Genomic DNA, 25,179 nt, shown 5'->3' with positions numbered 1-25,179 from the left:
AAAATAGGACACAATGAGAGAGCATTGAGGTTATTTGTGAAAAAGCTATTGGATTTTAAATCATTACCCATATTCTTTCAAAATTCAAAACTTGGTATGGTTGCACTGCTATTGTTTTCAGTCAGCGGACTAAGTGTTATTTTTGCGTTGCTCATCAATTGGATTTTTGGTTTAATATGGATCATCGTTGTTATTATTGGTTTAGTCTACTCTGTTCAAGCATTGAAAGAAGTTAACGAAGATGTTCAGGAATATCTGTCAGGTTTGGGATATCGTATTTCCCGCAGTGAGCAAGAGGCCTTAATTCGGATGCCAATTGGGATCATATTACTGAATGAATCCGAGAAAATTGATTGGATTAATCCATATATGCAGGCTTATCTTAATAAGCGAGATGTATTAGGTTTAACATTAGATGAATTAGATACGCAATTAGCATCAAGCATTAAAAATTATTCAGATGCTAGAGAAACAAATACAATCACATGGCAAAATAAACAATTCTCACTTTATGTACAGCAGAATTTGCGTGTGATTTACATGATGGATATTAGTGAATATGCGGCAATTTCACAAGAATATGATGAACATCAATTGTTTAGTGGCTTGATTTCAGTTGATAATTATGAGGAAGTCACTGACGGTATGAGTGAGTCAGAAACATCCACATTGCGGACTTACGTCACTGGTGCACTTTCTGAGTGGGCGACAACGCACCATATTTATTTGCGTCGACTAAATACGATTCATTATGTCATGTTTGGATATCAGAAAGCTTTACAAGAAGCTGAAAAAGATAAATTTTCAATTTTAAAGTCTATTCGTGAAGCAACAGCTCAACAAAATTCGCCTGTGACACTATCTATGGGTATTGCCTATGGTGAACAAGATATTATTGCATTGGCAAAAATGGCACAAACGCATTTAGATTTGGCATTAGGTCGCGGTGGTGATCAAGTTGTTGTTAAGTCTAGTCAAGAGGCAGCGCGTTTCTATGGTGGTGCAACCAATCCAATGGAAAAACGTACACGTGTACGCGCGCGGATGATTTCACAAACAGTCGCTGAATTGATGGAGCAATCAGATAATATCATGATCGCTGGCCATAAGACGCCTGACCTTGATGCAATTGGTGCAGGATTGGGCATTTGGCGAATGGCACAAACCAAAAATAAACCGGCTTTTTTGGTTGTGGATGAAAAATCAGTGTATAGTGATATTACACTGTTGCTACAGGAAATTAGGAAGAATCCACCAGACATTGTTGCACCAGGTGCAAATATCAATGATTCAATTGTGGATGAAGCTCGTGCGCTGAAACTTGTACGTAATAATACCTTATTGATTTTAGTCGATCACGCGCGTGCGTCAATTACTAGTGTGCCGCAATTACTTGAACGTTTAGCTAATCGTGTTGTCGTGATTGATCATCATCGTTTGGCTGAGCAGGGGCTTTCTGAAAAGCCATTATTATCATACGTTGAACCATATGCATCGTCAACTTCGGAGTTGGTAGTAGAATTGCTACAGTATCAGGATCAAAGTCATGCACCTATTACTAAATTAGAGGCAACTGCCATGCTTGGTGGTATTCAGATTGACACAAAGAATTTCACATTGCGCACCGGTTCTCGTACATTTGATGCAGCAAGTTATTTGCGTGCCAATGGTGCTGATAGTAACTTGATTCAGTCATTCATGAAAGAAAAGTTCACAGATTTCAAATCACGGACGCATCTCACTAATTTAGCAATAGTGAAAGATGGTAATGCGATTGTAACAGGTGAAGATGGGGCTGTTTATTCTGGGTTGATTACTGCCCAAGCAGCTGATGAATTATTACAAATTAGTGGTGTAGAGGCATCTTATGTGATCACTAAACGTAATGATGATCGTGTTGGCATTTCAGCACGTTCTACAGGTCAACGTAATGTGCAGCGTGTTATGGAAGCATTGGACGGCGGTGGTCATCTATCTAATGCTGCAACACAAATATCCGATGTCACAACTGATGAGGCAACTGAAAAATTGCACACAGCGTTAGCAGAGGCTGCAGAAGAATAATTAATTAAGACAAACGGTGGGGAACACCTTGAACTTGGAGGATAGAGTCATATGAAAGTCGTATTTTTGGAAGATGTTAAGGGACGCGGTAAAAAAGGTGAAATTAAGGATGTACCAGATGGTTATGCCAATAATTTCTTGATTAAAAATAAGAAAGCCGAACCAGCAACAGGTAAAAACTTAGGTGCCGTCAAGGGTCGTCAAAAAGCTGAAGAAAAAGCAGCTGCCGAAGCTTTGGCAAATGCAAATGCATTGAAGTCAAAAATTGAAGATGATAGTTTTGTGGTTGAGTTGACTGGTAAATCAGGTGCTGATGGGCGCTTGTTTGGTGCGGTATCAACTAAACAAATTGTTGCTGCTTTAGAACAACAAAAACATTTGAAAATTGATAAGCGCAAACTTGTATTGAATCAACCGATTCATGTTTTGGGATATACGAGTGTGCCATTGAAGTTACATCGAGAAGTAACAGCTAATTTGCGGGTGCACGTGAGCGAGGGTTAATATGGACAATCCGGGATCATACGAATATAGACAAGTACCACAAGATGTGGATGCCGAACGTGCGGTACTCGGCGCCATTTTTTTTGATGTTAAATCAGATAATGCGATGGTAGCAGCTGGCGCTATTTTGCAAGCTGATGATTTCTATCGACAAGCACATCAAACAATTTTTAAAGCAATGCAACAATTGGTCGATGAACAACGTCCAATTGATATGTTGACTTTGCAAGATAAATTAAATAGTATGCAGCAGTTAAATAATGTTGGTGGCATGCCGTATCTTGCTGAGATTTCAGAATCATCTGCATCATCAGCTAATTTACGGCATTATGCTAATATTGTTCGAGAAAAAGCGATTTTAAGACGTATGATTGATTTGATGACACGCAGTATGTCATTGGCATATGATTCTGCTGAACCTAGTGAAGAAATTTTGGAAGTGTTAAATCGTAATCTAGATACCTTAGCTGAAAACCGTGGTGATGAAGATTTTCAAAAGATAAAAGATGTTTTGCAAGAATTCCAATCGAACTTAGACAATGCTGTGGATAACGACAATGATATCGTTGGGTTAGCCACAGGTTATCCAGAATTAGATAAATTAACTCATGGGTTTCGTGAGGATCAGATGGTTGTTCTTGGTGCGCGTCCGGCTGTTGGTAAAACGGCGTTCGTATTAAATATTGCTAAAAATGTTGCTAAAGCTGAACAAGTACCAGTAGTTGTGTTTAGTTTGGAAATGGGGGCAGTTGATTTAGTAACACGATTGGTTGCTGCCGAAGGAGCGATTGATTCGAACCACCTAACCACTGGTCAGATGACATCAGATGATTGGCAATCACTAACTTTAGCTATGCAGTCGTTAGCTAATATGCAAATTTATATGGATGATACTGCTGGTATAAAAATCAATCAAATCAGTGCTAAATTACGTAAATTAGAAAAAGATTTGGTTGCGGATATGACGCCTGAGCAACGTGTGGAAAATCCACATCCAATTGGCATGGTAATTATTGATTATCTTGGTTTGATTGAATCTAATAATACTGAGAGCAGGCAGCAAGCTGTTGCAGAAATTTCTAGATCAATCAAAAAATTAGCCAAAGAATTGCATACGCCAATTTTAGCGCTAGCGCAGTTAAGTCGTGGTGTGGAGCAACGCACGGATAAAAGACCTGTACTATCAGATTTGCGAGAATCTGGTTCTATTGAACAAGATGCAGATATTGTCGCATTTTTATATCGTGATGATTATTATCGCAATGATGGTAGCGAAGACAGCGGCGAAACTGATCCTCGAGATGAAGAAGAAGCAGTTCCTATCGAGATCATTTTAGAAAAAAACCGAGCAGGTGCCCGTGGTACGGCGACGTTAATGTTTAATAAACCAACATTTAAATTTAGTCCTATGGCGCCACTATTTAGAGACGATCCGATTGCTGGGCCAAATGGTAACCCAGGTTGGTAATTATCAACGTTGCCGGTATTCCTAGTCACAGATGCTATTAAAAAGGATTGAATCAGAAAAGATTCAATCCTTTTTTAATAGCATCTGTATAATAGTGACAATGAAAATAATGATAAGGTAAAATGGGACACCATACCAAAAATTTATCCAATCAGCACGTGATAAATTGAAACCAAAAACGAAGCTAATCATCAAACAGATAACCACCAGCAATCGCCAAGATAATAGGGGTGGATACATGAACAATGTCAAACTATAAACCGCTAGACCCAAACCAAAAATAGGTGCCAACCCAATAAAGACATTACCAAAGCGCTGATAAAAGCTGTTCTTGTTATATGTGTGATTAACATAGCCAAGCACACCGTCATTACTGATTTGCCATAGTTTAAAATCAGTAATATTGTGATGAAACAGTATCGCGATGATTAAGTGGCTCAACTCATGAATGACAATGCCAAAAAATCCAATTATTGCGATAATGGCATACGAAGTTTGCTGCATCGCCCAACGAGTAATCTGTTGTGAGATTAAGCTGAGGATATAGGTTATGATGATAGGGATGATGAACCACCAAATATAGTGTCGAACGAGTAAATCAATCATGTTCTAATAGATCGACAAAAGTTGCACTGGTAAGTGTTGCAACATCTGTTGGTTTAACTTTATCTGATTTACTCAGTTCACCACCGCTAACTAGAAAATAGTCAGCATGTTGTGCGGATATATCAATATAAATAGGGAAATGTTTGTTTTGCCAAATACCAACGGGGTTATTAGCGCCGTGAACATAACCCGTTGTTCTTTGTAAATCTTTGAGAGATAACATGGTCACCTTTTTGTTACCAGAAGCGGCAGCTAATTTTTTGAGTGACAGATGCTTTGTGATAGGCAAAACAGCCACGACTGGACCAGTTTTATCACCAGAAGCAGCTAATGTTTTATAGATATCTTCATGTTGAACGCGATATTTATTCAGAATGATATCACGTTCAGCTTCTGATTTATCTAAAATGTTGAGTTCAAACGATTCATAATTAATATGATGCTTGTCCATAATTTGTTCGGGAAGTGTTTTTTTAATTTTTTTCTTTGCCATGATGATATTATTTTACCACAAATTGGAACCACCAAAAAGTGACGCGGTCCAACCAATTTATGATATACTAGTTGATATGATGTCAGAGGCGATTTATGTTACGGTCCAAGCCGACCTTAAACAAAAAATTTATAATGGTGAATTTTCAGATTTAAAATTACCAGATGAGCGGTCATTAGCTGAGCAGTATCAAGTATCACGCTCCTCTATTAAACGAGCCTTGAATGTATTAGTACAACAGGGTGTTATTTTTAAAAAAAGAGGTAGCGGAACATTTGTTAATCCGCTTTATTTAAAAAATCATGCTATTTTTAAGCATGAAGGATCAAATCTGGGTGTTTCGGATTCCTTTCGTGTAGATGGACAGGCACCCAGTATTGAATTATTAGATTTTCAAGTGGTACCAGCAACACTTGAACAACAGCAAGCATTATTTTTAAATGAGGGTGATTTTGTTTATGAAATTAAACGTTTACGTCGCTTAGAGGGTGTACCGTTTATGATTGAACGAGGGTATGTCCCAATAAATGTGTTACCAGGTTTGAGTAGAAGTATTGTGTCGGGATCTGTTTACGAGTATGTTGAGAACACGAAACATCGGACAGTGACTAAGTCATTTATGACGATTATGGCAGAACCTTCGAACCAAGAAGATCAAAAGTTACTTGAATTGTCTGAAAAAGAACCTGTGGGTATCATGGAAGGTATCTTTTTTATGGATGATGGGACACCGCTTGAATTTTCAACGATGCGTTTGCATTATAAATATCTGAGGTACAATGCTTTTGTAAGTATTGATTCAGAATAGATAATATATTGTTTTAAAAGACGGCAAATCGTGCCGTCTTTTATTTGTCTGTAGGCAAGAAGATTGTATAAATTGGGTCGCACCAATAAGTACAATCTACCAACCAAAAATAAAAATAACATCAACCAATTCAAGGCATTCTCCTTGAACTAATGCGAATAATCAGTTATACTGGAAGAGTAAATAACGGAGAAAGATTCGTGGTTTACGATTCTCTCAAAAAATAAGGAGTACTTAATCTCATGGCAGATTTTGATTCAAAAGAGTACTTAGAACTCGTTGATAAGTGGTGGCGTGCAACCAACTATTTGTCAGCAGGGATGATCTTCTTGAAGAGCAACCCATTGTTCTCAGTTACTAACACACCAATCCAAGCCGAAGACGTTAAAGTTAAGCCTATCGGTCACTGGGGAACAATCTCAGGTCAAACATTCTTGTATGCTCACGCTAACCGCTTGATCAACAAGTATGACTTGAACATGTTCTATATCGGTGGTCCAGGACACGGTGGCCAAGTTATGGTTACTAATGCTTACTTGGATGGCGAATATACTGAAGATTACCCAGAAATCACACAAGATTTGGAAGGTATGAGCCGCTTATTCAAGCGTTTCTCATTCCCTGGTGGAATCGGATCGCATATGACTGCTCAAACACCTGGTTCATTGCATGAAGGTGGTGAATTAGGTTATTCATTATCACACGCATTCGGTGCTGTTTTGGACAATCCTGACCAAATCGCATTTGCTGTTGTTGGTGATGGTGAAGCTGAAACAGGTCCATCAATGACATCATGGCATTCAACAAAGTTCTTGAACCCTAAGAATGATGGTGCTGTTTTGCCTATCTTGGATTTGAACGGATTTAAGATTTCTAACCCAACATTATTCTCACGTATGTCGGATGAAGAAATTACAAAGTTCTATGAAGGTTTGGGATATTCACCTCGCTTTATCGAAAATGATGATATTCATGATTATACTGCATATCATGAATTGGCAGCTAAGGTGTTGGATCAAGCTATTGAAGATATTCAAAATATCCAAAAAGATGCACGTGAAAACGGTAAGTATCAAGACGGTACAATCCCTGCATGGCCAGTAATTATTGCTCGCTTGCCAAAGGGATGGGGTGGTCCACGCTTTGATGCAAAGGGTAACCCAATCGAAAATTCATTCCGTGCGCACCAAGTGCCATTGCCTTTGGAACAAGCTAAGCTTGAAACATTGCCACAATTCGAAGAATGGATGAATTCATACAAGCCAGAAGAATTGTTCAATGCTGATGGTTCATTGAAGGATGAATTAAAAGCTATTACACCTAAGGGTGACAAGCGTATGTCTGCTAACCCTATTGCGAATGGTGGACGTCGTCGTGGCGAAAAGGCTGAAGATTTGACTTTGCCTGATTGGCGTCAATATACTAACGATATCAATGATGATAATCGTGGTACAGAGTTGCCAAAGCAAACACAAAACATGGATATGACAACACTTTCAAACTATTTGGAAGAAGTTGCTAAGTTGAACCCAACATCATTCCGTGTCTTTGGTCCTGATGAAACAATGTCAAACCGTTTGTGGAGTCTCTTTAACACAACCAACCGTCAATGGATGGAAGAAGTTAAGGAACCGCACGATGAGTATGTTGGACCTGAAGGTCGTATCATTGATTCGCAACTATCAGAACATCAAGCTGAAGGTTGGCTAGAAGGTTACACATTGACTGGTCGTGTGGGAATCTTTGCTTCATACGAATCATTCTTGCGTGTTGTTGATACAATGATCACACAACACTTCAAGTGGTTGCGTCATGCATCAGAACAAGCATGGCGTAATGATTATCCATCATTGAACTTGATTGCAACATCAACAGCGTTCCAACAAGATCATAATGGATATACTCACCAAGATCCAGGTCTATTGACTCACTTGGCTGAGAAGAAAGCTAACTTCATTCGTGAATACTTACCAGCTGATGGTAATTCATTGTTAGCTGTTCAAGCACGTGCTTTCTCAGAGCGTCATAAGGTTAACTTGTTGATTGCTTCTAAGCAACCACGTCAACAATGGTTTACTGCTGATGAAGCTGATGTATTGGCTAATGAAGGTTTGAAGGTCATTGATTGGGCTTCTACTGCACCTTCTGGTGATGTTGATATTACATTTGCATCTGCTGGTACAGAACCAACTATCGAAACTTTGGCTGGTTTGTGGTTGATTAACCAAGCATTCCCTGAAGTTAAGTTCCGTTATGTTAACGTTGTTGAATTGCTTCGTTTGCAAAAGAAGTCAGAACCTAACATGAATGATGAACGTGAATTATCAAAGGAAGAATTCGATAAGTTCTTCCAACCTAATACACCAGTAATCTTTGGCTTCCATGCTTATGAAAACTTAGTTGAGTCATTCTTCTTCGAACGTAAGTTTGAAGGTGACGTATACGTTCATGGTTACCGTGAAGATGGTGACATTACAACGACTTATGATATGCGTGTATACTCACACTTGGATCGCTTCCACCAAGCTAAAGAAGCTGCTGAAATCTTGTCTGCAAATGGCAAGATTGATCAAGCTGCTGCTGATACATTCATTGCTAAGATGGATGATACATTGGCAAAGCACTTCGAAGTTACTCGTAGCGAAGGTCGCGATATCGAAGAATTTACTGACTGGAATTGGTCAGCTTTGAAGTAATTGTTATCAGTATTGTTGCTTGTTTATTGACATGAGCAGGTAATATGAAAAACGAACCGGATTAGTATCTGGTTCGTTTTTTGTGTACACAAAAAAGATATAATAAATTGTAAAGAGATTAGAAGAATGTTCATAATACTCACTAGTTGAGCTATGTGTTATTTTAATTAAGAGGAGAGCAAGGTAAGTGAAAGATTTACAGGCTGATAATATTGGCGAGTTGTGGGATATTTATGATATTAATAAGCAACGTACAGGTCGTAATCATCTTCGTGGGCAACGATTAGCAAATGGTGATTATCATCTGGTAGCTAATGCAATAATTTTTAATGATGAAAAGCAGATATTAATACAACAGAGGTCATTTAAAAAATTGAGTCGTCCTGGACAATGGACTGCTGAAAGTGGCGGATCAGTGTTACAAAATGAAACTAGCCAACATGCAATTGTGCGTGAGCTCCGTGAAGAATTAAATTTAGTGGTAGATATAGCGCAACTGGGCATGCTGACAACACGCTATTATTTTGATTGGATTGAGGATTGGTATGCCGTACACGTCAATATTAAATTAGACGATTTGACAATACAACAATCCGAAGTAGAGCGTATACGCTGGGCAACATTAGAAGAAGTTTTGACAATAGCCAGTAGTAATGGCATCGATGAGGCAGTTTTATATAAACAGGCATATGATTTACTATTTTAGTGAAAGCGGTATAACGGAAAATAGAATGGTATATTAATCTATGACATACTACGATGGTGTAAAAAACCGCTTAGCTCGTATCAGCTAAGCGGTTTTTTATACCATCAGTAGCTGCTCATATGTCAAAGTGACAATGAGCAGAGAAAATAGCCCATCATCACAGCAAAATAATGACGACGAGGTTGAGGTGCACGGCTGAGATTGTATTGTTTTTATTAGTCATAGTAAAACTCCAATCATTAATTAAATAATATTAAAACATAAAAACAATTTAATGTCAAATATTTAATTATTAACGAGGATATACAGCAAAACGATTGCCAACTGTAGGTACCAATTTAACAGGTTGTGGATAAAAGCTGGATAAAATTTTTTCTGATAAAATGCTATCACGCTTACCTTGGGCAAATATTTTCCCTGATTTTAATAATAAAATATGCTGAAAATCTGGCAGAATTTCTTCAGTGTAATGAGATACAAAAAGTAATGCTGGATGATGGGGTAATTGAGTTAACTGATTGATTTGCTGTAGTAATTGTTCACGTGCAAAAACATCTAGTCCATTACATGGTTCGTCTAAAATAAGTAACTCTGGTTGTCCAATCAATGCACGAGCAATTAACACAAGTTGACGTTGCCCTTGGGAAAGTAATCGGTAAGGTTTATTGATAATAGATTCACCACCGAGCTGTTGCAGTAGTTGTTTGGATTCTCTGAGGTCACTATCTGTAAATTCATTATGAATATTAATCGTGCCAAATTTACCACTTAGAACAATATATTCAGCTAAATGATTTTCAGGTAATTGTTTTTGCATCGCTGTTGAAACGAAACCGATTCGTTTTTTTAATTCAAAAACATTAGTATATCCAAATGTTTGACCCAATACTTGTATACGCCCAGAGGTTGCCCAAAAGTTACCGTAAATTAAAGATAACAAGGTAGTCTTTCCAGCACCGTTTAATCCCATTAAAACCCAATTTTCTCCAGAATTAATTTGCCAGTTAATGTTATCTAATATTTTATGCTCACGTTCAAATGAGACGTTTTCTAGTTTTAAAACGGGTTCTATTGCCATTTAATGCACTCCTTTAGTTTGAAATAATTAAATCATAGCGTTGTTTGATAATTTTTTCAATAGTATTTTATTTTAAAATAATAATCAGACGTGGTAAATGAGAATATTCCAATGTTATATATCAAGACGGTAAATACCGTATTCATACGGTTTCCAATCAAATAAATTGGCTATAAAAATCAAATATTTGCGCGTTGCGTTTGACAGAATTCGTGTCATTTGTCACAATACATTTATTGCATAGCTCATCAAAACCTCATTTTGATTTAGTGATAATGAGAAAAATTGTAAAAAACCATGCAAACAATCATTTAAGAAAGGAGTAAATTATGCAAGATGTTCAATCGCGCGTCAGCCAAACGGGTGCGCAAATACTACTAGATTCTCTAGAGAAAGCAGGTGTACAGGTCCTCTTTGGTTATCCTGGTGGTGCAGTTATTCCAATGTATGACGCACTATATGATAATTTAAATGGTATCGAGCATATCCTGGTTCGTCACGAACAAGCGGCCGCACATGCAGCCGAAGGATACGCTAAAGCCACTGGAAAGCCTGGTGTTGTGTTAGTCACATCTGGACCCGGCGCCACGAATACGGTGACAGGCATTGCAGATGCTTATAGTGATTCTGTGCCATTGATTGTTATATCAGGTCAAGTGGGAACGCATGGTATTGGTACTAATGCATTTCAAGAACTTGATATGCTATCGATAACCAGTTCAATTACAAAAATGAGTTATCAAGTGCATCATGTTGATGAACTGCCGTCTATTGTAGCAGAAGCTTATCAAGTAGCCACTTCTGGACGGCCAGGACCAGTTTTGATTGATCTACCAAAGGATATCACTCTAGAAAGTGGTGTGTCGGGAACGTTACCAAGTCAGTCAGCTCGAAAGATTAATTTAACAGAACCTGCTTTGAATTTAACAAAAATACAAGAACTTGTTGAAGGATTATCTCGTGCTAAGCAGCCGGTAATTATCGCAGGTGCTGGTGTCTTGAAGGCTAATGCACAAGGATTATTACGCCAGTTAGTGAATCAATATCATATACCAGTTGTATCCACTTTACTAGGTCTAGGTGCTATGACATCTGATAATCCATTTTTCCTTGGTATGGCCGGTATGCACGGTTCTGTGCTAGCCAATACGGCATTAGATCAAGCAGATTTCATCCTCAATATTGGATCACGTTTTGATGATCGTGTTGTCACAAATGCTAAAGATTTTAGTCGTCACGCAACGATTGCACATATTGATATTGATATAACAGAGATAGGGCGCGTTTTAGAAACAACTTATCAAATTCATGCCGATGCTTATGAAGCCTTGTCGGCCATCCTAAAATTTTCAGAATTTAAAAAAATGGCGATAACTAAAGATTGGCAATCGAAAAACCAACAACAACCAAACCAACCAATCTTTGATTATCCAGAAACTGACCAAGCGATTATGCCACAGACAGTTATTGAGAATATAGGCCAATTGACAAAAGGAAAAGCGCTTATTGTGACCGATGTTGGTCAACACCAAATGTGGGTGGCACAGCATTACCCCTTTCAAGATAATCATCAGTTATCAACATCTGGTGGATTAGGCACCATGGGGTATGGTATACCAGCCGCCATCGGTGCTAAAATAGCCAAGCCAGATCGAGAAGTTGTGTTGTTTGTTGGTGATGGTGGGTTTCAAATGACATCAGAAGAGCTGGCTATTTTAAATGATAACAATCTTAATATTAAGATTGTTATGTTGAATAATCATTCACTAGGCATGGTTAGACAATGGCAGACACTATTTTTTAATCAACGTCTATCACAGACAGTGTTTGATACACAACCAAATTTTGGGAAACTGGCAAGCGCTTATGGCATTAATTATATGTTGCTTGATCAACCAGATAGCCTAACTGATGATTTACAACGTGCGTTTGCATCGGAAAAATCAATTTTAATTGAAGTCATCATTCCAGAAGATGCGCAAGTTTTGCCGATGATTAATGCTGGCGCACCATATCGAGACATGATAACGTGGGGGGAAAACAAATGACAACTCATACATTATTTACACGTGTGTATAACCATACAGGATTTCTCGTTCGATTTGCCAGTGTTCTAACACGGCTAAATGTTAATATTAAATCGTTTACTGTCATATCAGATGATGACGAAATAGCGACAGTATCATTTACTTTTGAATCTGAAGACAACAATCAAGTCGCCAATGTGAGGCGCAATCTAAAAAAACAACTAGATATTTTATCAGTTGGTTACGTTAAATAAAATAATAAATAATATAAAAAATGGAGAATTTAATTATGACAACAAAGATGTATCACGAAGCAGATGTAGACGCAACATTATTGGAAAACAAGACGATTGCCGTTATTGGCTATGGTGCGCAGGGTCATGCACAAGCAAATAACTTACGTGACTCAGGGTACCAAGTCATCATGGGATTACGTGCAGGACGTTCTTGGGATGCTGCTAAAAGTGACGGATTTGACGTTTATACAACGTCAGAAGCTGTTGAAAAAGCTGATGTTATTATGTTTTTGACCCCAGATGAATTGCAAAAGCAAGTATGGGAAGAAGAAATCCGTGATTACATTAAGCCAGGCAGTTACTTTGGTTTTTCGCATGGATTTAATATCAACTATGGCTTGATTGAGCCTAGTGAAGATTTGAATGTCTTTATTGTTGCTCCTAAAGGTCCAGGAAACATTGAACGACGTGAGTTCGTTGAAGGTGGTGGTGTACCAGATTTGTTTGGTGTTCACCAAGACCCATCAGGTGATACACGCGCATTAGCAATGGCTTATGCTAACGGTGTTGGTGGTGGCCGTGGTGGTATGTTGGAGACAACTTTTGAAGAAGAAACAACAGAAGATTTATTTGGTGAACAAGCTATTTTATGTGGTGGGTTGACACAATTGATCGAAGCTGGATTTAATACATTGGTTGAGGCCGGTTACTCACCAGAATTAGCTTATTTTGAGACATCTCACGAAATGAAAATGATTGTTGACCTAATCTTTGAAGGTGGCTTTGAAAAGATGCGTCATGATTGCTCAAATACATGTGAGTATGGTGAAATGTTAAATGGACCACGTATCATCACTGAAGAATCAAAGCAAGGTATGCGTGATGTTTTGAAAGATATTCAAGATGGCACGTATGCAAAGCAATGGTTGGCAGAGTATAATTCTGGTTTGAAAGATCTGGAAAGTAAGCGTACTGAATATAAGGCAAGCTTATACGAACAAACTGGTAAAAAAGTGCGTGCCATGATGCCTTGGATTTCTACTGCAGATAAGTATTCAACAGCAACTGACGTTGACCAATATTCAACAACGAAATAATAATAAATAAAAAAAGTGGCTTCGAGCCACTGTACATAATCTTAAAATTGGAGGAATCATATGACTTATTCTGATTTTTTAACTGCCAAAGATGTCATCGAAGCGTATCAAACACTCTCAAAAGTTGTTCGACATACAGCACTGGAATACGATGAATATTTGTCAAAAAAATATCATGCACATATTTATTTGAAGCGTGAAGATCAACAACGGGTCCGTTCATTTAAAATTCGTGGTGCTTATTACAATATAATTAAGGCTGATAAAGAAAAACTAAAGAATGGGGTTGTGGCCGCTTCTGCTGGTAATCATGCACAGGGGGTCGCTGCCACATGCCGAGCGCTTGATATTCAAGCTACTATTTTTATGCCAGTCACAACACCGAATCAAAAAGTGTCTGCTGTTCGACGGTTTGGTGGCAAAAACATTACGACTATTTTGGTTGGTGATACTTTTGACGAAGCGCAGCAAGCGGCATTAGATTACACGCAAAAAAATCAGATGTTTTTAGTGGCACCATTTGATGATTATGCTACAATGGCTGGTCAAGGCAGTATTGCAGTGGAAATTTTTAATGATGCAAAAGATCAAGCAATTGATGTTGATTATTTAATCACCTCAGTTGGCGGCGGTGGATTAATTAGTGGTGTATCAACTTATACTAAGTATATTTCACCTCAAACAACTGTGGTGGGTGTTGAGCCTGAAACAGCTCAGTCTATGGCAGCGGCTTTCAAAGCACAGCAGCCAGTGACTGTCTCAAATGTTGATCACTTTGTTGATGGTGCAGCTGTTGCCAAAGTCGGACAGTTGACTTATCGACAAGCGCATCGCTATGTCGATCGATTATTAGCTGTACCAGAAGGAAAAGTAGCACAGACCGTCATGGATATGTATACATATGAAGCGATTGTAGCCGAACCAGCAGGAGCAATGCCAATTGCTAGCCTAGATATTATTGCAAAAGATATTGTTGATCAGACAGTTGTTTTGGTTGTATCTGGGGGGAATAACGACATTAGCCGTATGCAAGAAATGGAACAAAAATCTTTGATGTATAAAGGGCAGCAGCAGTTTTATCTGGTGGAATTTCCACAACGTCCAGGTGCTTTACGGCAGTTTGTTAATGATGTACTCGGTCCAAATGATGATATTACACGATTTGAGTATACAAAGAAGATTAATTCGGAGACAGGATCAGTGATGGTTGGTATTTTATTGGGAGAAGGCACTTCAGTGACATCGTTGACACAGCGTTTGTCAGCTTTCTTTCCTAAATATGTCAATTTGCAAGAAAATTCAGTGCTTTTTAACATGTTAGTTTAGGCTAGCAATTGTTTTATTGGTTAGCTAGCGTTTAAATAAACCCCTAAAATCGGTGTTATCCAATTTTAGGGGTTTAATGGTCAGTTTCTAATTATTTTGTTGTGGGTTTCATAGCAACAATTTCGATTTCTAATTTAGCTTTTTTAGGTAAAGCTGCTACTTGGACAGCTGAGCGAGCGGGAAAAGCTTCAATTGAAGTTGTCTCAAAGTATTTTTCATAAATATCATTTACTACAGTAAAGTCAGAAAGATCATCGAAGAACAAACCAGCTTTAACAATATCGGCTCTTGAAAATTCAGCTTCGTGTAAAATTTCGTCAATATTTTCAAAGATTTGGTGTGCTTGTTGCGTAGTTGTTTCACCAACAAACTCATTGGTTTGAGGGTCGACACCAATTTGACCTGAGATATAGAGTGTATTATCAACCTGAATGGCTTGAGAGTATGGACCCAATGCTTTAGGGGCTTGCGTTGTGCTAACAACTTGCTTTGACATGAATAATTTCCTCCTTACAATTATTCTATTCCAATTTACTTTTTTATACAATAAATATAACAAAATTATAAAGTTAAATAATAAAATTATGAAAATTAGATGTATGATGACATCTGCTGAAAGCGTTGAAAGTCTAATATATGGTTCAAATGATATATTTTGTGTGCTGTAATCGCTTTCTTTGTTATAATACTAATAAGGCGTTATGTTAGAATTAACGATTTTTGAATTTTAATGTCTAGGTAACGAAGCAATGAAGGAGAATTATTAAAGCTGTACGTTTACTGAATACTAGTATTTGGACGCTTAATTAAAAATAAAATGATGTCAAAAATAAAAATTGTTTCTATTGATATTGATGGGACACTACTCAATGATCAACATAAGATTACACCAGAGGTTAAGTTGGCTATCCAACAAGCTACGGCCAAAGGTGTTAAAATAGTCATTACAACTGGTCGACCTTTACCAGGTGTTCGGGATATATTAGCTGAACTCAATCTATTGGGTGATGATCAGTATGTTATTACTTATAATGGTGGATTATTACAAACAACTAATGGGAATAAAACCTTATTTAACCAACCGTTGTCATTGGACAGATTTCGTGATATTAATGCTTTCATGACGGAACAACAGATTTATGTTCAGGTTGAAACTAAGGATGCGGCCTATACGACGCATCATAAGATTCATACCTGGGCCAGTCATGAAAACAGCCTTGTCAAATTGCCACTGTTCATCGTCGATACAGAGTCCCAGCTTGAGCGCGTGAAGTTTATTAAAGCTATTGCTAATGCCGAGAGTGATGAACTAGATGCCGTACAAGCTATTATACCGGCGAAAATATCAGAAACTGTTAACGTGATTCGTTCCACAGCCAATAACTTGGAGTTTATTGATCAGCGCGCTTCTAAGGGAAATGCTTTACTAGCTTTGGCTGAATTATTATCTGTTGACCCTAGTGAGACAATGGCAATCGGGGATCAAGAAAATGACCGATCAATGCTTGAAGTAGCTGGTGTAAGTGTTGCAATGGGAAATGCTATTCCAAGTATTAAGGCAATTGCTGAGTTTGAAACGGTAACAAACAATGATTCAGGGGTTGCACACGCTCTGAAAAAATATGTACTCTAGTCATATATTGAGATTGACTGATCAAAATGTGAATATAATGTTGTATAATGATAAAAATAATATGGAGGTTGTGAAATGAATGTTTTAATAACTGGTGAAGTGGCAGAATTAGTAGGGGAACCTTTAGCGGTGGGGGAACAATTACCACACTTTAAGTTAGAAGATGAGAATGGTGATAAGGTTAAAACAGCTGATTTAGTTGGACGTATCACTTTGATTTCTGTTGTTCCTGACTTGAATACAGATACATGCTCGTTGCAAACACGTCATTTTAATCAAACAGTCGACCAATTTGGCGATGTTCAGTTTATAACAGTGTCAACAAATTCTGTTGAGGAACAACGAGATTGGTGTGCAGCTGAAGGTGTGAAGAACATGCGTGTACTGTCAGATGAGCAAGAATCATTTGGTTATGCGACTAACCTCTACTTGCCAGTGCAAGGTTTTGATACACGTGCTGTGTATATCGTTGATGCACAAGGCACTGTGAAGTATGCTCAAATTATTCCTGAAGTATCTGAGGAACCAGATTATGATGATGCATTGCTGGCATTAAAGACGCTAATGAGCTGAAAAAGTTTAATTAGACTCAATCAGTTACTTGATCTAAAAATGATATTTAAGGGTAGTAACATAATGGTGTTGCTGCCCTTATTTTTCGTATGATGTCACAGTCTTTTGTGGCTTTTATCATTTTTTTTTGTTAAAATAAGTATTGATTACGAACCGCAATAGAAAATATTTGGAGCTAAACATGCCGGAACCTAAATTGAAACTTTTTTCTCTAAGCTCAAACGAACCACTTGCAGAAAAAATTGCTGCATCAGTTGGTGTACCGTTAAGCGAAATTTCTGTCAAGCGCTTTGCTGATGGTGAAGTGCAAATTAACATTGAAGAAAGTATTCGTGGTGATAACGTCTTTGTTATCCAATCAACTTCTGCGCCTGTTAATGATAATTTGATGGAGTTACTGATTATGATTGACGCTTTGCGCCGGGCATCAGCTAACCAAATTAACGTTGTTTTGCCATATTATGGTTATGCACGTCAAGATCGTAAAGCACGTTCACGTGAACCAATTACTGCTAAACTTGTAGCAAATATGTTGGAACGAGCAGGTGCTACACGGGTATTGGCACTCGACTTACATGCGGCACAAATCCAAGGATTTTTCGATATTCCTATGGATCACTTACAGGGTGCACCATTGCTTGCTGATTACTTAATTGAAACTGGGATTGCTGACAAGAAAAATGCTGTTGTTGTTTCTCCAGATCATGGTGGTATGACACGCGCACGTAATTTGAATAATATGTTGGAATTAGAGTCACCAGTGGCTGTTATAGACAAGCGCCGACCAAAGCCAAATGTGGCTGAAATTGGTAGTATTGTTGGGGATGTTGCTGGTAAAACTGCCATCATGATTGATGATATGATTGATACAGCTGGTACAATTACGCAAGGTGCGCAGTTAATTATGGAACATGGGGCAAAAGAAGTGTATGTCGTAGCCTCTCATGCTGTCTTTTCTGGACCGGCTGTTGAACGTCTTCAAAACTCAGTTTTCAAAAAAGTGATTTTAACTGACTCAATTAACCTACCAGAAAACAAAAAATTTGATAAATTAGAGATCGTGTCAGTTAGTGAATTAATTGGTGAAGCAATTCGTCGTATTAGTAATAATGAAGCTATTTCATCATTATTTAAAACACGTTTTCACCGTCGATTACACGATTAATTCGTCGTCGTTGCAGTAAATGCCTCATAAAAAATAGGAAAATAGACCTTAAAGTCAGCAATAGTTGGCTTTTTTTGTGCAATATATTACAGAATGGTTGAAAAATGATATACTTGAAGGTAGATAAAATACTAGAAACACGATAGGAGAACGTCCATGAGTAAAGTTTTGGTTGTGGATGATGAGAAGCCAATCTCAGATATCATTAAATTCAATCTTACAAAAGAAGGCTATGATGTTATTACAGCCGCAGATGGTCGGGAAGCGTTAGATATGTTTAGCGAAGAAAATCCTGATTTAGTTTTGTTAGATCAGATGTTACCAGAAATTGATGGTGTCGAAGTTTTGCGACAAATTCGTTCAAAGTCCGAAATTCCTGTCATTATGGTTACTGCTAAAGATTCTGAAATCGATAAAGTTTTGGGATTGGAGATGGGTGCAGACGATTATGTGACTAAACCATTTTCAAATCGTGAATTAGTGGCACGAGTTAAGGCTAATTTGCGGAGCCGTAAAGCTGTAGCTCAGCATGGCGATGAGAGTGTTGTCAGCACTGAGGATATTGAGTTGGGTGATTTGGTTATCCATCCACAAGCTTACATGGTTTCTAAATCCGGTCAAGATATTGAATTAACACATCGCGAGTTTGAACTACTTTACTATTTGGCACAACATATCGGTCAAGTCATGACACGAGAGCATTTGTTGCAACAAGTTTGGGGTTATGATTATTTTGGTGATGTCCGTACGGTAGATGTGACAGTCCGCCGTTTACGTGAAAAAATTGAAGATAATCCAAGTCATCCAAATTGGCTAGCGACACGTCGTGGCGTTGGTTACTATTTACGTCCTGATGCAGAATAGTGCGTGGCAATAATGCGTATAACATTGGGGGCGCTTAGTGCTAATTTTTTTGATTTGTACTTATTCCTTGCAACAACAGCACGTGCTTCTCATCTAAATAACAAGGGGACAGACGTTTAACGTCAGCAATTATGCGCAGCCTAACTAAATTTTTCCAATCTATTCGTTTTCGCATCACGCTTGTTTTCGTGTTGCTGATGATTATCGCACTCGAGCTTTTGGGTGCGTTTTTTGTACGTCAAATTGAACAACGTAATTTGGCAACTTTTCAACAGCAAATTACCTTACCCAAGTATGCTACGGATCAAATAACAACCGCATTAAGAAATAAACAAACTGATGAAGCTAATCATCAAATTCAAGATGTCTTATCAGGTTTAAATAATACTAATTTGCAAGAGGTACAAGTCATTGATCGTACTGGCACTATTCGTGGGACATTGTCAGTGTCTGGTCAGCAGACAATTGGGCAAAAAACGACCGATTTAAACGCTCAAAAAGCTTTATCAGGGAACCAATCATTTTTAAAAACACGGACGATTAATGAAAGTGGTGAACGCAAGGAGTTAATGACCACTCAACTGGGTGTATCATCTGGTCGGGTAAGAGAAGTGACTGGTATCATTGTTGTTAAGGCTAGTCTATTGCCGGTTTATCGTAATATCAGTAATGTAATGCGTTTATTTATCATAGCTGGTTTGATAGCGTTAGTAGCTAGTATTGCGCTTGCCCTATTCTTGGCACGAACATTGACACGACCGATTGAACAGATTAATGAACAAACGACTAAAATTGCCAGTGGTGATTATTCAATGGTTAATCATATTTATTCACCTGATGAATTGGGTCATTTGGCAAAATCAGTGAACGAATTATCCACACGAATTGAAGAATCAACCGAAACAGTTAATGCTGAACGTAACCGCTTGGATTCGGTGTTAACACACATGGCAGACGGTGTTTTAGCAGCTAATCGCCGTGGTGAAGTGACGATTATTAATCAGGCAGCGGCTGATTTTGTTGGCATTGAACGTGAAGCTGCGCTAGGACAGAATGTTATTGATTTATTGCGTCTACAAGGTAAACGTACATTGCGCGATATGTTAGAAAATTTAGATGATTTTCGTGTTGATTTGTCCAATGATGGGACAGAATTATTGGTACAAGCTTATATATCATTAATTAAAAGGCAGTCAGGATTTATCTCTGGATTGGTTGTTGTTTTACATAATATTACTGAACAGCAGCGTATAGATTCCGAACGTCGTATGTTTGTTTCCAATGTTTCTCATGAATTACGTACGCCGCTAACATCAGTACGTTCATATGTTGATGCATTGGCAGAAGGCGCAATTGAAGATCCAGAAATGGCGCAGAACTTCTTGGGCGTTGTACAAGATGAAACGCAGCGTATGATTCGTATGATTAATGATTTGTTAGAATTATCTCGTTTGGATCAAGGTACGATGGAAGTCAAACAGGAAGTTATTAACTTAAATAGTCTATTTAACTTTGTTTTAAATCGCTTTGATATGATTATTGAAAGTGATGCCAAAAATACTGAAACACCTAATAAAACCTATAATATTAAAAGAGAGTTCACCAATGAAGATGTTTGGGTTGAAGTCGATCCGGATAAATTCACACAGGTACTTGATAATATTATGAATAATGCAGTGAAGTATTCACCAGATGGTGGCACAATAACTGCTCGTTTGATTAAGACAAAGACCCGTGCTATTTTAAGTATTTCAGATCAAGGGTTAGGCATCCCGCGTAAAGATTTAGATAATATCTTTAATCGTTTTTTCCGTGTGGATAAGTCACGTTCTCGTGCCCAAGGTGGGACAGGGTTAGGTTTGGCAATATCTAAAGAAGTCGTAGAAAAGTTTAATGGCCGTATCTGGGTTGATTCGGTTGAAAATCAAGGCTCAACATTTTATATTTCACTGGCTTATGTCGATGACGCTAATATTGAGGGAGATGATTGGGATGTGGAATAAACCTAAGTTTTTAAAAGGTACGATTTTGGACATATCCATGATTCTAGCGATTGTCATTTCAATAGTGTTGACAGGTTTTGTATTTAGTTCTTTTGGTCAAAATGAAGCACCAGACTCTGCAACATCACAACAATCAGAACAACAATTATTAGAGCTTATTCAACCCACACAATTAATTGTCACGCATAAAGATGGTTCGCAGCAGCTAGTTACTCATAAAATCAGTACACAAATTAAAAAAATACGCACTTATATTGAAGGTGCTGAATTAAATGACGCAAAATCAGAAAAAGTATCAGTAGCCAAAATTCAATCGTTACTTTCAATTAAAAAATCACAAATTTTACGTTATCCAGATGTCGTGCCAATTTCTTACTTTAATACACGCTATCAACAAAATGTTTCAAGTGGGAAAAACTTCAATTTTAATTATTTTGTTCTGGATTTTAATCGATCAAATATTGGTTATTTTGTTAATACTAAAACAAACAGGATAGTTACGGTTAAAGTAAAAAAGTTAAACAATGACTTAGCTTGGAAAAAAGCAGAAGAACTGCCTACAACAGTTGCGGTTAATTTTAAAGCGTATCAAGGTCAAGTAATGATGAATTACCCAAATGACGTGAAATTACCTGTATATTCGTATCTATTGAATCATCGCGACCCTTCAGCTTATGTTTCAGCACTTTTGGGAACAATAAATCAATTGAGTATTAGTAAAGCAGATGATCGTACGATGTATACTAATAAGTTGAACAGCCAAAAAATAGTTTACAATAGCACCTTGGAGACTGTCACTTTTGAAGACCACAATGCTAAAAATCAGTTACCTAAAACTTATTTGGGTCGTCTGAATGCTGGACTTTCTCAAATTAATTTATTGCAGCTCAATTTAGCAGATACGCGATTTTATGAAAGCCGGGACAACGGTCAGCAGGTGACCTATCGTACCTATGTTGAAGGATTTCCAGTTTATTTTCAATCAGAGAGTGGCGCTATTCGTATAAAAATAGCTGACAATGGGGATTTGACCAGTACCTACTCATTAAACGAGTTGGGGGTACCAGTGCCTAATAAACAAGAAGATGTGACATTACCATCTACCACTAGTATCTTGAAACAGTTAGATGATGCAGGTGTAAAAAAATCAGATTATTATTTTATTACACCTGGATATGAGTGGCTGATTAATAAAGATAGTCAGGCAGCGGTGAATATGGAACCCACTTGGATGATTGAAACATCCAGTGGTTGGCAAAGTGTGTCAGCATTTTTAAAACATCACGATAATTAGACGTGTTTGTCACGAGTAAAGGAGAACATCATGCAATTTAAACGTATTAAACTATTAATGCTGATTTTATTTTTGTTGCTAGATATTTTTCTATTCAATTGGTGGCGAGCTGGTCGGGTTGTTAATGATCAGGTAACGGATGCTAATGTTAACATTATTGATGAAATGAAAAACCAAAAAATTCGGTTACCGCAATTTAGTACTAAAGTACGTTACAGTAGTTATGTTGCCGCTCAGCGTGGGGACAAACAGATACTTGATAAGGTATCATTAGGGAAAAATGCTACTGTTAGTGAGCCAAAAGATAAAAATGGTGTCATTGTTAAGTTTAAAACAGCGAAATCACTTGAAAGAAATGAAACATCTAGGGATAATGAGTCTGATAGCCAATCAATTGCAGCACCAGCAGGTTATCGCTACAATAATATTTTGACATTAGATAAAAATAATACAGACAGGGTTTATTCACAACGTGTTTTTGGTTTACCAGTCATTGCTGACTATGGCATAATGACTTTCCAGTATAACAATGTTGATAAAGTCACTGGCTTTACGCAACGCAAGTTGATCAATATCGAAAAATTACGTGATGATCGTGCAACAATAACTGAAGAAGAAGCAATTATTGCGTTATACAGGTATAATGAAATTGGTAGTGGTGATCGATTGTCTGATGGCCAATTATCTTATGATACAACAATACATGTCAACGGTTTTGATATTTATTTACCAGTATGGGCTTTTGAAGCATATAGTGGTCATGAAAAATACATTTTGAAGATCAATGCATTTACTGGTGAGAATATGTCCGAGTAATTTAATTTAAAATTAATTTGCGAAGTGTACTATTAGTAAAAAATCAAGTAACGGGTGATTGATATGAAACAATATTCATTAACAAAAATCGTATTAACTGGTATCATCGCCGGTGTTATCGGTGGTGGCGCATTATTATATGGGCAACGCGGTGTTGAAAATTTGCAAACATCGACACAAAAGGTTAACACAAAGGCTAGTGAAACTAGTACTATCCCCAAAAACGCTACAGCCACAACGGCTTATGATAAAATCTCTGATGCAGTTGTTTCAGTATTAAATTTTTCACAAACTGGTCAGAGACGCTATGAAGAGTCATCTGAAGGTTCTGGTGTGATTTACAAGAAAGCCGGCGATTCAGCCTATATCGTGACCAATAATCACGTGATTAGCGGTGCCTCTAAGATTCAAGTGATGATGCATGATGGTAAAAAGGTTGAAGCATCATTAGTCGGCAAAGATATCATGACTGATTTAGCTGTTTTAAAAATGGATGCCAAAAATGTGACGGCAACGGCATCATTTGGTGATTCAAATAAAATCCAAGTTGGTCAAAAGGTGTTAGCTATCGGTTCTCCCCTGGGTTCACAGTACGCCTCTTCAGTGACTCAAGGTATCATTTCTGCCAAAAAACGTTTAGTTGAGGCGAGCTCTGAAAACGGGCAAAGTTATGGTGGATCAACAGTTATTCAAACAGATGCTGCCATTAATCCTGGTAACTCAGGTGGACCACTGATTAATTTTGCAGGTCAAGTCATTGGGATTAACTCAATGAAGTTATCCTCCTCCTCATCTGGTACGAGCGTTGAAGGGATGGGATTTGCAATACCTTCAGATCAGGTGGTTAACATTGTCAATGAACTGGTGAAGAATGGTAAAATCACAAGGCCGGCTATTGGTATTAGCTTAGTCGAACTTTCCGAAATAACGGTTGATGACCAAAAAACTTTACTGAAAATTCCAGAAACTGTAACAGGTGGTGTCGTGGTCATGGGCACGACGGATAATGGGCCGGCAGCTAAAGCTGGTTTGAAGAAGTACGACGTGATTACTGCTATTGAAGGTAAAACAGTGGCTGGTCAAGCAGACTTGCGTGAGGAGCTCTACAAGCATAAATTAGGAGACACAATCAGCGTAACCTACTATCACCAAGCAACCAAGCACACAGTCAATATTAAATTAACACAGAAATTAGGAAGCTAACGTTTTGACGTTAGCTTTTTCTTTATTATTAGTTGACAAAAATGTAAAAATGCGCGTTTTCTGAAAATGTTGAAAACGTATTGTAAAATGTTGATAAAATAAAGAATTAGTCGATAAAATGTTGAAAAGTGAGTTCTTTTTGTTGATAACATCATATTTTCTTTAAGAAATACTTAAATCAAGCAGATTTAAGTAAAAAACGGTAAATTACAGTGATTTTTGAGTTGTTTTTTGTGTTATTAATTGAATGTACGGTTCCTAACCATAAAATGTAGTATCCATAGGCTGAGTGAAGTTGTTTGTACGGAAAAGTTAACATTTGTTCTAATTATGTTTCTAATTATCAAGGGAACATTTGTGCTTATCCACAGCTGTGGATAAAAAAGTGGAAAACTGTGGATAAGTACACATTTTAAAGACAATATTTGTCTCATTAGCGACAAGATACGGTTAATAAAGTTATCCACAAATCATTAAAATTTGTTCGAAATCTGTGGAAAAAATATTATGCGAACGCTA

22 protein-coding genes are annotated in these 25,179 nt (G+C 37.6%); 18 read left to right on the top strand and 4 right to left on the bottom strand.

Features of this window, described 5'->3' with window-relative positions; genetic code table 11:
• Nucleotides 1-36 precede the first annotated feature (36 nt).
• The 3 genes from HNQ98_RS07330 to dnaB are packed head-to-tail and all read left to right on the top strand — an operon-like array spanning nt 37 to nt 4,036.
• Nucleotides 37-2,064: a DHH family phosphoesterase gene (locus HNQ98_RS07330; RefSeq protein WP_135197860.1), complete on the top strand. Its 2,028-nt coding sequence runs from the start codon at nt 37-39 to the stop codon at nt 2,062-2,064.
• A 51-nt stretch (nt 2,065-2,115) separates the two neighbouring features.
• Nucleotides 2,116-2,568: a 50S ribosomal protein L9 gene (gene rplI, locus HNQ98_RS07325; RefSeq protein WP_019040144.1), complete on the top strand. Its 453-nt coding sequence runs from the start codon at nt 2,116-2,118 to the stop codon at nt 2,566-2,568.
• Between the two features lies 1 nt (nt 2,569).
• A complete protein-coding gene (dnaB, locus tag HNQ98_RS07320) occupies nt 2,570-4,036 on the top strand; it encodes a replicative DNA helicase (RefSeq protein ID WP_135197859.1) in 1,467 nt (488 codons plus the stop codon).
• 63 nt (nt 4,037-4,099) lie between these two features.
• Here the strand turns inward: dnaB and HNQ98_RS07315 are convergent, their stop codons facing one another.
• The gene (locus HNQ98_RS07315; protein ID WP_135197858.1) at nt 4,100-4,642 is read right to left on the bottom strand and encodes a metalloprotease family protein; all 543 of its coding nucleotides are present in this window, start codon (nt 4,640-4,642) and stop codon (nt 4,100-4,102) included.
• Nucleotides 4,635-5,135: an aminoacyl-tRNA deacylase gene (locus HNQ98_RS07310; RefSeq protein ID WP_135197857.1), complete on the bottom strand. Its 501-nt coding sequence runs from the start codon at nt 5,133-5,135 to the stop codon at nt 4,635-4,637. Before HNQ98_RS07310 ends, HNQ98_RS07315 begins: the two co-directional genes overlap by 8 nt.
• 79 nt (nt 5,136-5,214) lie before the next feature.
• Here HNQ98_RS07310 and HNQ98_RS07305 point away from each other — a divergent pair, with 79 nt between their 5' ends.
• From HNQ98_RS07305 to HNQ98_RS07295, 3 genes are all read left to right on the top strand, one after another.
• Nucleotides 5,215-5,943: a GntR family transcriptional regulator gene (locus tag HNQ98_RS07305; protein ID WP_014974949.1), complete on the top strand. Its 729-nt coding sequence runs from the start codon at nt 5,215-5,217 to the stop codon at nt 5,941-5,943.
• 242 nt (nt 5,944-6,185) lie between these two features.
• Complete coding sequence (locus HNQ98_RS07300; RefSeq protein WP_014974948.1) at nt 6,186-8,639, top strand: phosphoketolase family protein; 2,454 nt, start codon at nt 6,186-6,188, stop codon at nt 8,637-8,639.
• A 187-nt stretch (nt 8,640-8,826) separates the two neighbouring features.
• Nucleotides 8,827-9,345 carry an NUDIX hydrolase gene (locus tag HNQ98_RS07295; RefSeq protein ID WP_135197856.1) on the top strand — a complete coding sequence of 173 codons (519 nt, stop codon included), beginning with the start codon at nt 8,827-8,829 and terminating at the stop codon, nt 9,343-9,345.
• Between the two features lie 292 nt (nt 9,346-9,637).
• Here the strand turns inward: HNQ98_RS07295 and HNQ98_RS07290 are convergent, their stop codons facing one another.
• Nucleotides 9,638-10,423, bottom strand: a complete 786-nt coding sequence (locus tag HNQ98_RS07290; protein WP_135197855.1) for an ABC transporter ATP-binding protein — start codon at nt 10,421-10,423, stop codon at nt 9,638-9,640.
• A gap of 329 nt (nt 10,424-10,752) precedes the next feature.
• Here HNQ98_RS07290 and ilvB point away from each other — a divergent pair, with 329 nt between their 5' ends.
• Genes ilvB through ilvA form a run of 4 tightly spaced genes read left to right on the top strand, consistent with a single transcriptional unit; the run spans nt 10,753 to nt 15,109 of the window.
• Nucleotides 10,753-12,471, top strand: coding sequence for a biosynthetic-type acetolactate synthase large subunit (ilvB, locus tag HNQ98_RS07285; RefSeq protein ID WP_135197854.1), 1,719 nt, complete (start codon nt 10,753-10,755; stop codon nt 12,469-12,471).
• A complete protein-coding gene (locus tag HNQ98_RS07280) occupies nt 12,468-12,704 on the top strand; it encodes an ACT domain-containing protein (RefSeq protein ID WP_014974944.1) in 237 nt (78 codons plus the stop codon). The genes ilvB and HNQ98_RS07280 overlap by 4 nt, the downstream gene beginning before the upstream one ends.
• Before the next feature lie 35 nt (nt 12,705-12,739).
• Nucleotides 12,740-13,783, top strand: a complete 1,044-nt coding sequence (gene ilvC, locus HNQ98_RS07275; RefSeq protein WP_014974943.1) for a ketol-acid reductoisomerase — start codon at nt 12,740-12,742, stop codon at nt 13,781-13,783.
• 60 nt (nt 13,784-13,843) lie between these two features.
• Nucleotides 13,844-15,109: a threonine ammonia-lyase IlvA gene (gene ilvA, locus HNQ98_RS07270; RefSeq protein ID WP_014974942.1), complete on the top strand. Its 1,266-nt coding sequence runs from the start codon at nt 13,844-13,846 to the stop codon at nt 15,107-15,109.
• A gap of 91 nt (nt 15,110-15,200) precedes the next feature.
• Here the strand turns inward: ilvA and HNQ98_RS07265 are convergent, their stop codons facing one another.
• Nucleotides 15,201-15,605 (bottom strand): RidA family protein, encoded by a 405-nt coding sequence (locus tag HNQ98_RS07265; RefSeq protein WP_135197852.1) that lies wholly within the window; start codon nt 15,603-15,605, stop codon nt 15,201-15,203.
• Between the two features lie 324 nt (nt 15,606-15,929).
• On the opposite strand from HNQ98_RS07265, the gene HNQ98_RS07260 reads away from it, so the two are divergent.
• The 8 genes from HNQ98_RS07260 to HNQ98_RS07225 all read left to right on the top strand — a co-directional run bounded on the left by HNQ98_RS07260 (nt 15,930) and on the right by HNQ98_RS07225 (nt 24,660).
• Nucleotides 15,930-16,742, top strand: a complete 813-nt coding sequence (locus tag HNQ98_RS07260) for a Cof-type HAD-IIB family hydrolase (RefSeq protein WP_135197851.1) — start codon at nt 15,930-15,932, stop codon at nt 16,740-16,742.
• A gap of 75 nt (nt 16,743-16,817) precedes the next feature.
• Complete coding sequence (locus HNQ98_RS07255) at nt 16,818-17,315, top strand: thiol peroxidase (RefSeq protein WP_135197850.1); 498 nt, start codon at nt 16,818-16,820, stop codon at nt 17,313-17,315.
• A 181-nt stretch (nt 17,316-17,496) separates the two neighbouring features.
• A complete protein-coding gene (locus HNQ98_RS07250) occupies nt 17,497-18,480 on the top strand; it encodes a ribose-phosphate diphosphokinase (protein WP_135197849.1) in 984 nt (327 codons plus the stop codon).
• A gap of 156 nt (nt 18,481-18,636) precedes the next feature.
• Nucleotides 18,637-19,344: a response regulator YycF gene (gene yycF, locus HNQ98_RS07245; RefSeq protein ID WP_014974937.1), complete on the top strand. Its 708-nt coding sequence runs from the start codon at nt 18,637-18,639 to the stop codon at nt 19,342-19,344.
• Nucleotides 19,345-19,475: 131 nt separating this feature from the next.
• Nucleotides 19,476-21,347, top strand: a complete 1,872-nt coding sequence (gene walK, locus HNQ98_RS07240; protein ID WP_014974936.1) for a cell wall metabolism sensor histidine kinase WalK — start codon at nt 19,476-19,478, stop codon at nt 21,345-21,347.
• Entirely contained in the window at nt 21,337-22,641 is a 1,305-nt protein-coding gene (gene yycH / locus HNQ98_RS07235; protein WP_135197848.1) for a two-component system activity regulator YycH, read from the top strand. Before walK ends, yycH begins: the two co-directional genes overlap by 11 nt.
• A 30-nt stretch (nt 22,642-22,671) precedes the next feature.
• Nucleotides 22,672-23,457, top strand: a complete 786-nt coding sequence (gene yycI, locus HNQ98_RS07230; RefSeq protein WP_184285034.1) for a two-component system regulatory protein YycI — start codon at nt 22,672-22,674, stop codon at nt 23,455-23,457.
• A gap of 63 nt (nt 23,458-23,520) precedes the next feature.
• Nucleotides 23,521-24,660, top strand: a complete 1,140-nt coding sequence (locus HNQ98_RS07225) for a S1C family serine protease (RefSeq protein WP_135197846.1) — start codon at nt 23,521-23,523, stop codon at nt 24,658-24,660.
• Nucleotides 24,661-25,179 lie beyond the last annotated feature (519 nt).

Source organism: Leuconostoc carnosum (assembly GCF_014207505.1).
In the GTDB taxonomy this organism is placed as follows: Bacteria; Bacillota; Bacilli; order Lactobacillales; family Lactobacillaceae; genus Leuconostoc; species Leuconostoc carnosum.
This window is presented reverse-complemented; position numbering and strand designations above follow the sequence as displayed.

Coding starts and splice junctions, on each gene's coding strand:
- rplI (WP_019040144.1), top strand. CDS start 2,116: ATGAAAGTCGTATTTTTGGAAGATGTTAAGGGACGCGGTAAAAAAGGT.
- dnaB (WP_135197859.1), top strand. CDS start 2,570: ATGGACAATCCGGGATCATACGAATATAGACAAGTACCACAAGATGTG.
- HNQ98_RS07315 (WP_135197858.1), bottom strand. CDS start 4,642: ATGATTGATTTACTCGTTCGACACTATATTTGGTGGTTCATCATCCCT.
- HNQ98_RS07310 (WP_135197857.1), bottom strand. CDS start 5,135: ATGGCAAAGAAAAAAATTAAAAAAACACTTCCCGAACAAATTATGGAC.
- HNQ98_RS07305 (WP_014974949.1), top strand. CDS start 5,215: ATGTCAGAGGCGATTTATGTTACGGTCCAAGCCGACCTTAAACAAAAA.
- HNQ98_RS07300 (WP_014974948.1), top strand. CDS start 6,186: ATGGCAGATTTTGATTCAAAAGAGTACTTAGAACTCGTTGATAAGTGG.
- HNQ98_RS07290 (WP_135197855.1), bottom strand. CDS start 10,423: ATGGCAATAGAACCCGTTTTAAAACTAGAAAACGTCTCATTTGAACGT.
- ilvB (WP_135197854.1), top strand. CDS start 10,753: ATGCAAGATGTTCAATCGCGCGTCAGCCAAACGGGTGCGCAAATACTA.
- HNQ98_RS07280 (WP_014974944.1), top strand. CDS start 12,468: ATGACAACTCATACATTATTTACACGTGTGTATAACCATACAGGATTT.
- ilvC (WP_014974943.1), top strand. CDS start 12,740: ATGACAACAAAGATGTATCACGAAGCAGATGTAGACGCAACATTATTG.
- ilvA (WP_014974942.1), top strand. CDS start 13,844: ATGACTTATTCTGATTTTTTAACTGCCAAAGATGTCATCGAAGCGTAT.
- HNQ98_RS07265 (WP_135197852.1), bottom strand. CDS start 15,605: ATGTCAAAGCAAGTTGTTAGCACAACGCAAGCCCCTAAAGCATTGGGT.
- HNQ98_RS07260 (WP_135197851.1), top strand. CDS start 15,930: ATGTCAAAAATAAAAATTGTTTCTATTGATATTGATGGGACACTACTC.
- HNQ98_RS07255 (WP_135197850.1), top strand. CDS start 16,818: ATGAATGTTTTAATAACTGGTGAAGTGGCAGAATTAGTAGGGGAACCT.
- HNQ98_RS07250 (WP_135197849.1), top strand. CDS start 17,497: ATGCCGGAACCTAAATTGAAACTTTTTTCTCTAAGCTCAAACGAACCA.
- yycF (WP_014974937.1), top strand. CDS start 18,637: ATGAGTAAAGTTTTGGTTGTGGATGATGAGAAGCCAATCTCAGATATC.
- walK (WP_014974936.1), top strand. CDS start 19,476: ATGCGCAGCCTAACTAAATTTTTCCAATCTATTCGTTTTCGCATCACG.
- yycH (WP_135197848.1), top strand. CDS start 21,337: ATGTGGAATAAACCTAAGTTTTTAAAAGGTACGATTTTGGACATATCC.
- yycI (WP_184285034.1), top strand. CDS start 22,672: ATGCAATTTAAACGTATTAAACTATTAATGCTGATTTTATTTTTGTTG.
- HNQ98_RS07225 (WP_135197846.1), top strand. CDS start 23,521: ATGAAACAATATTCATTAACAAAAATCGTATTAACTGGTATCATCGCC.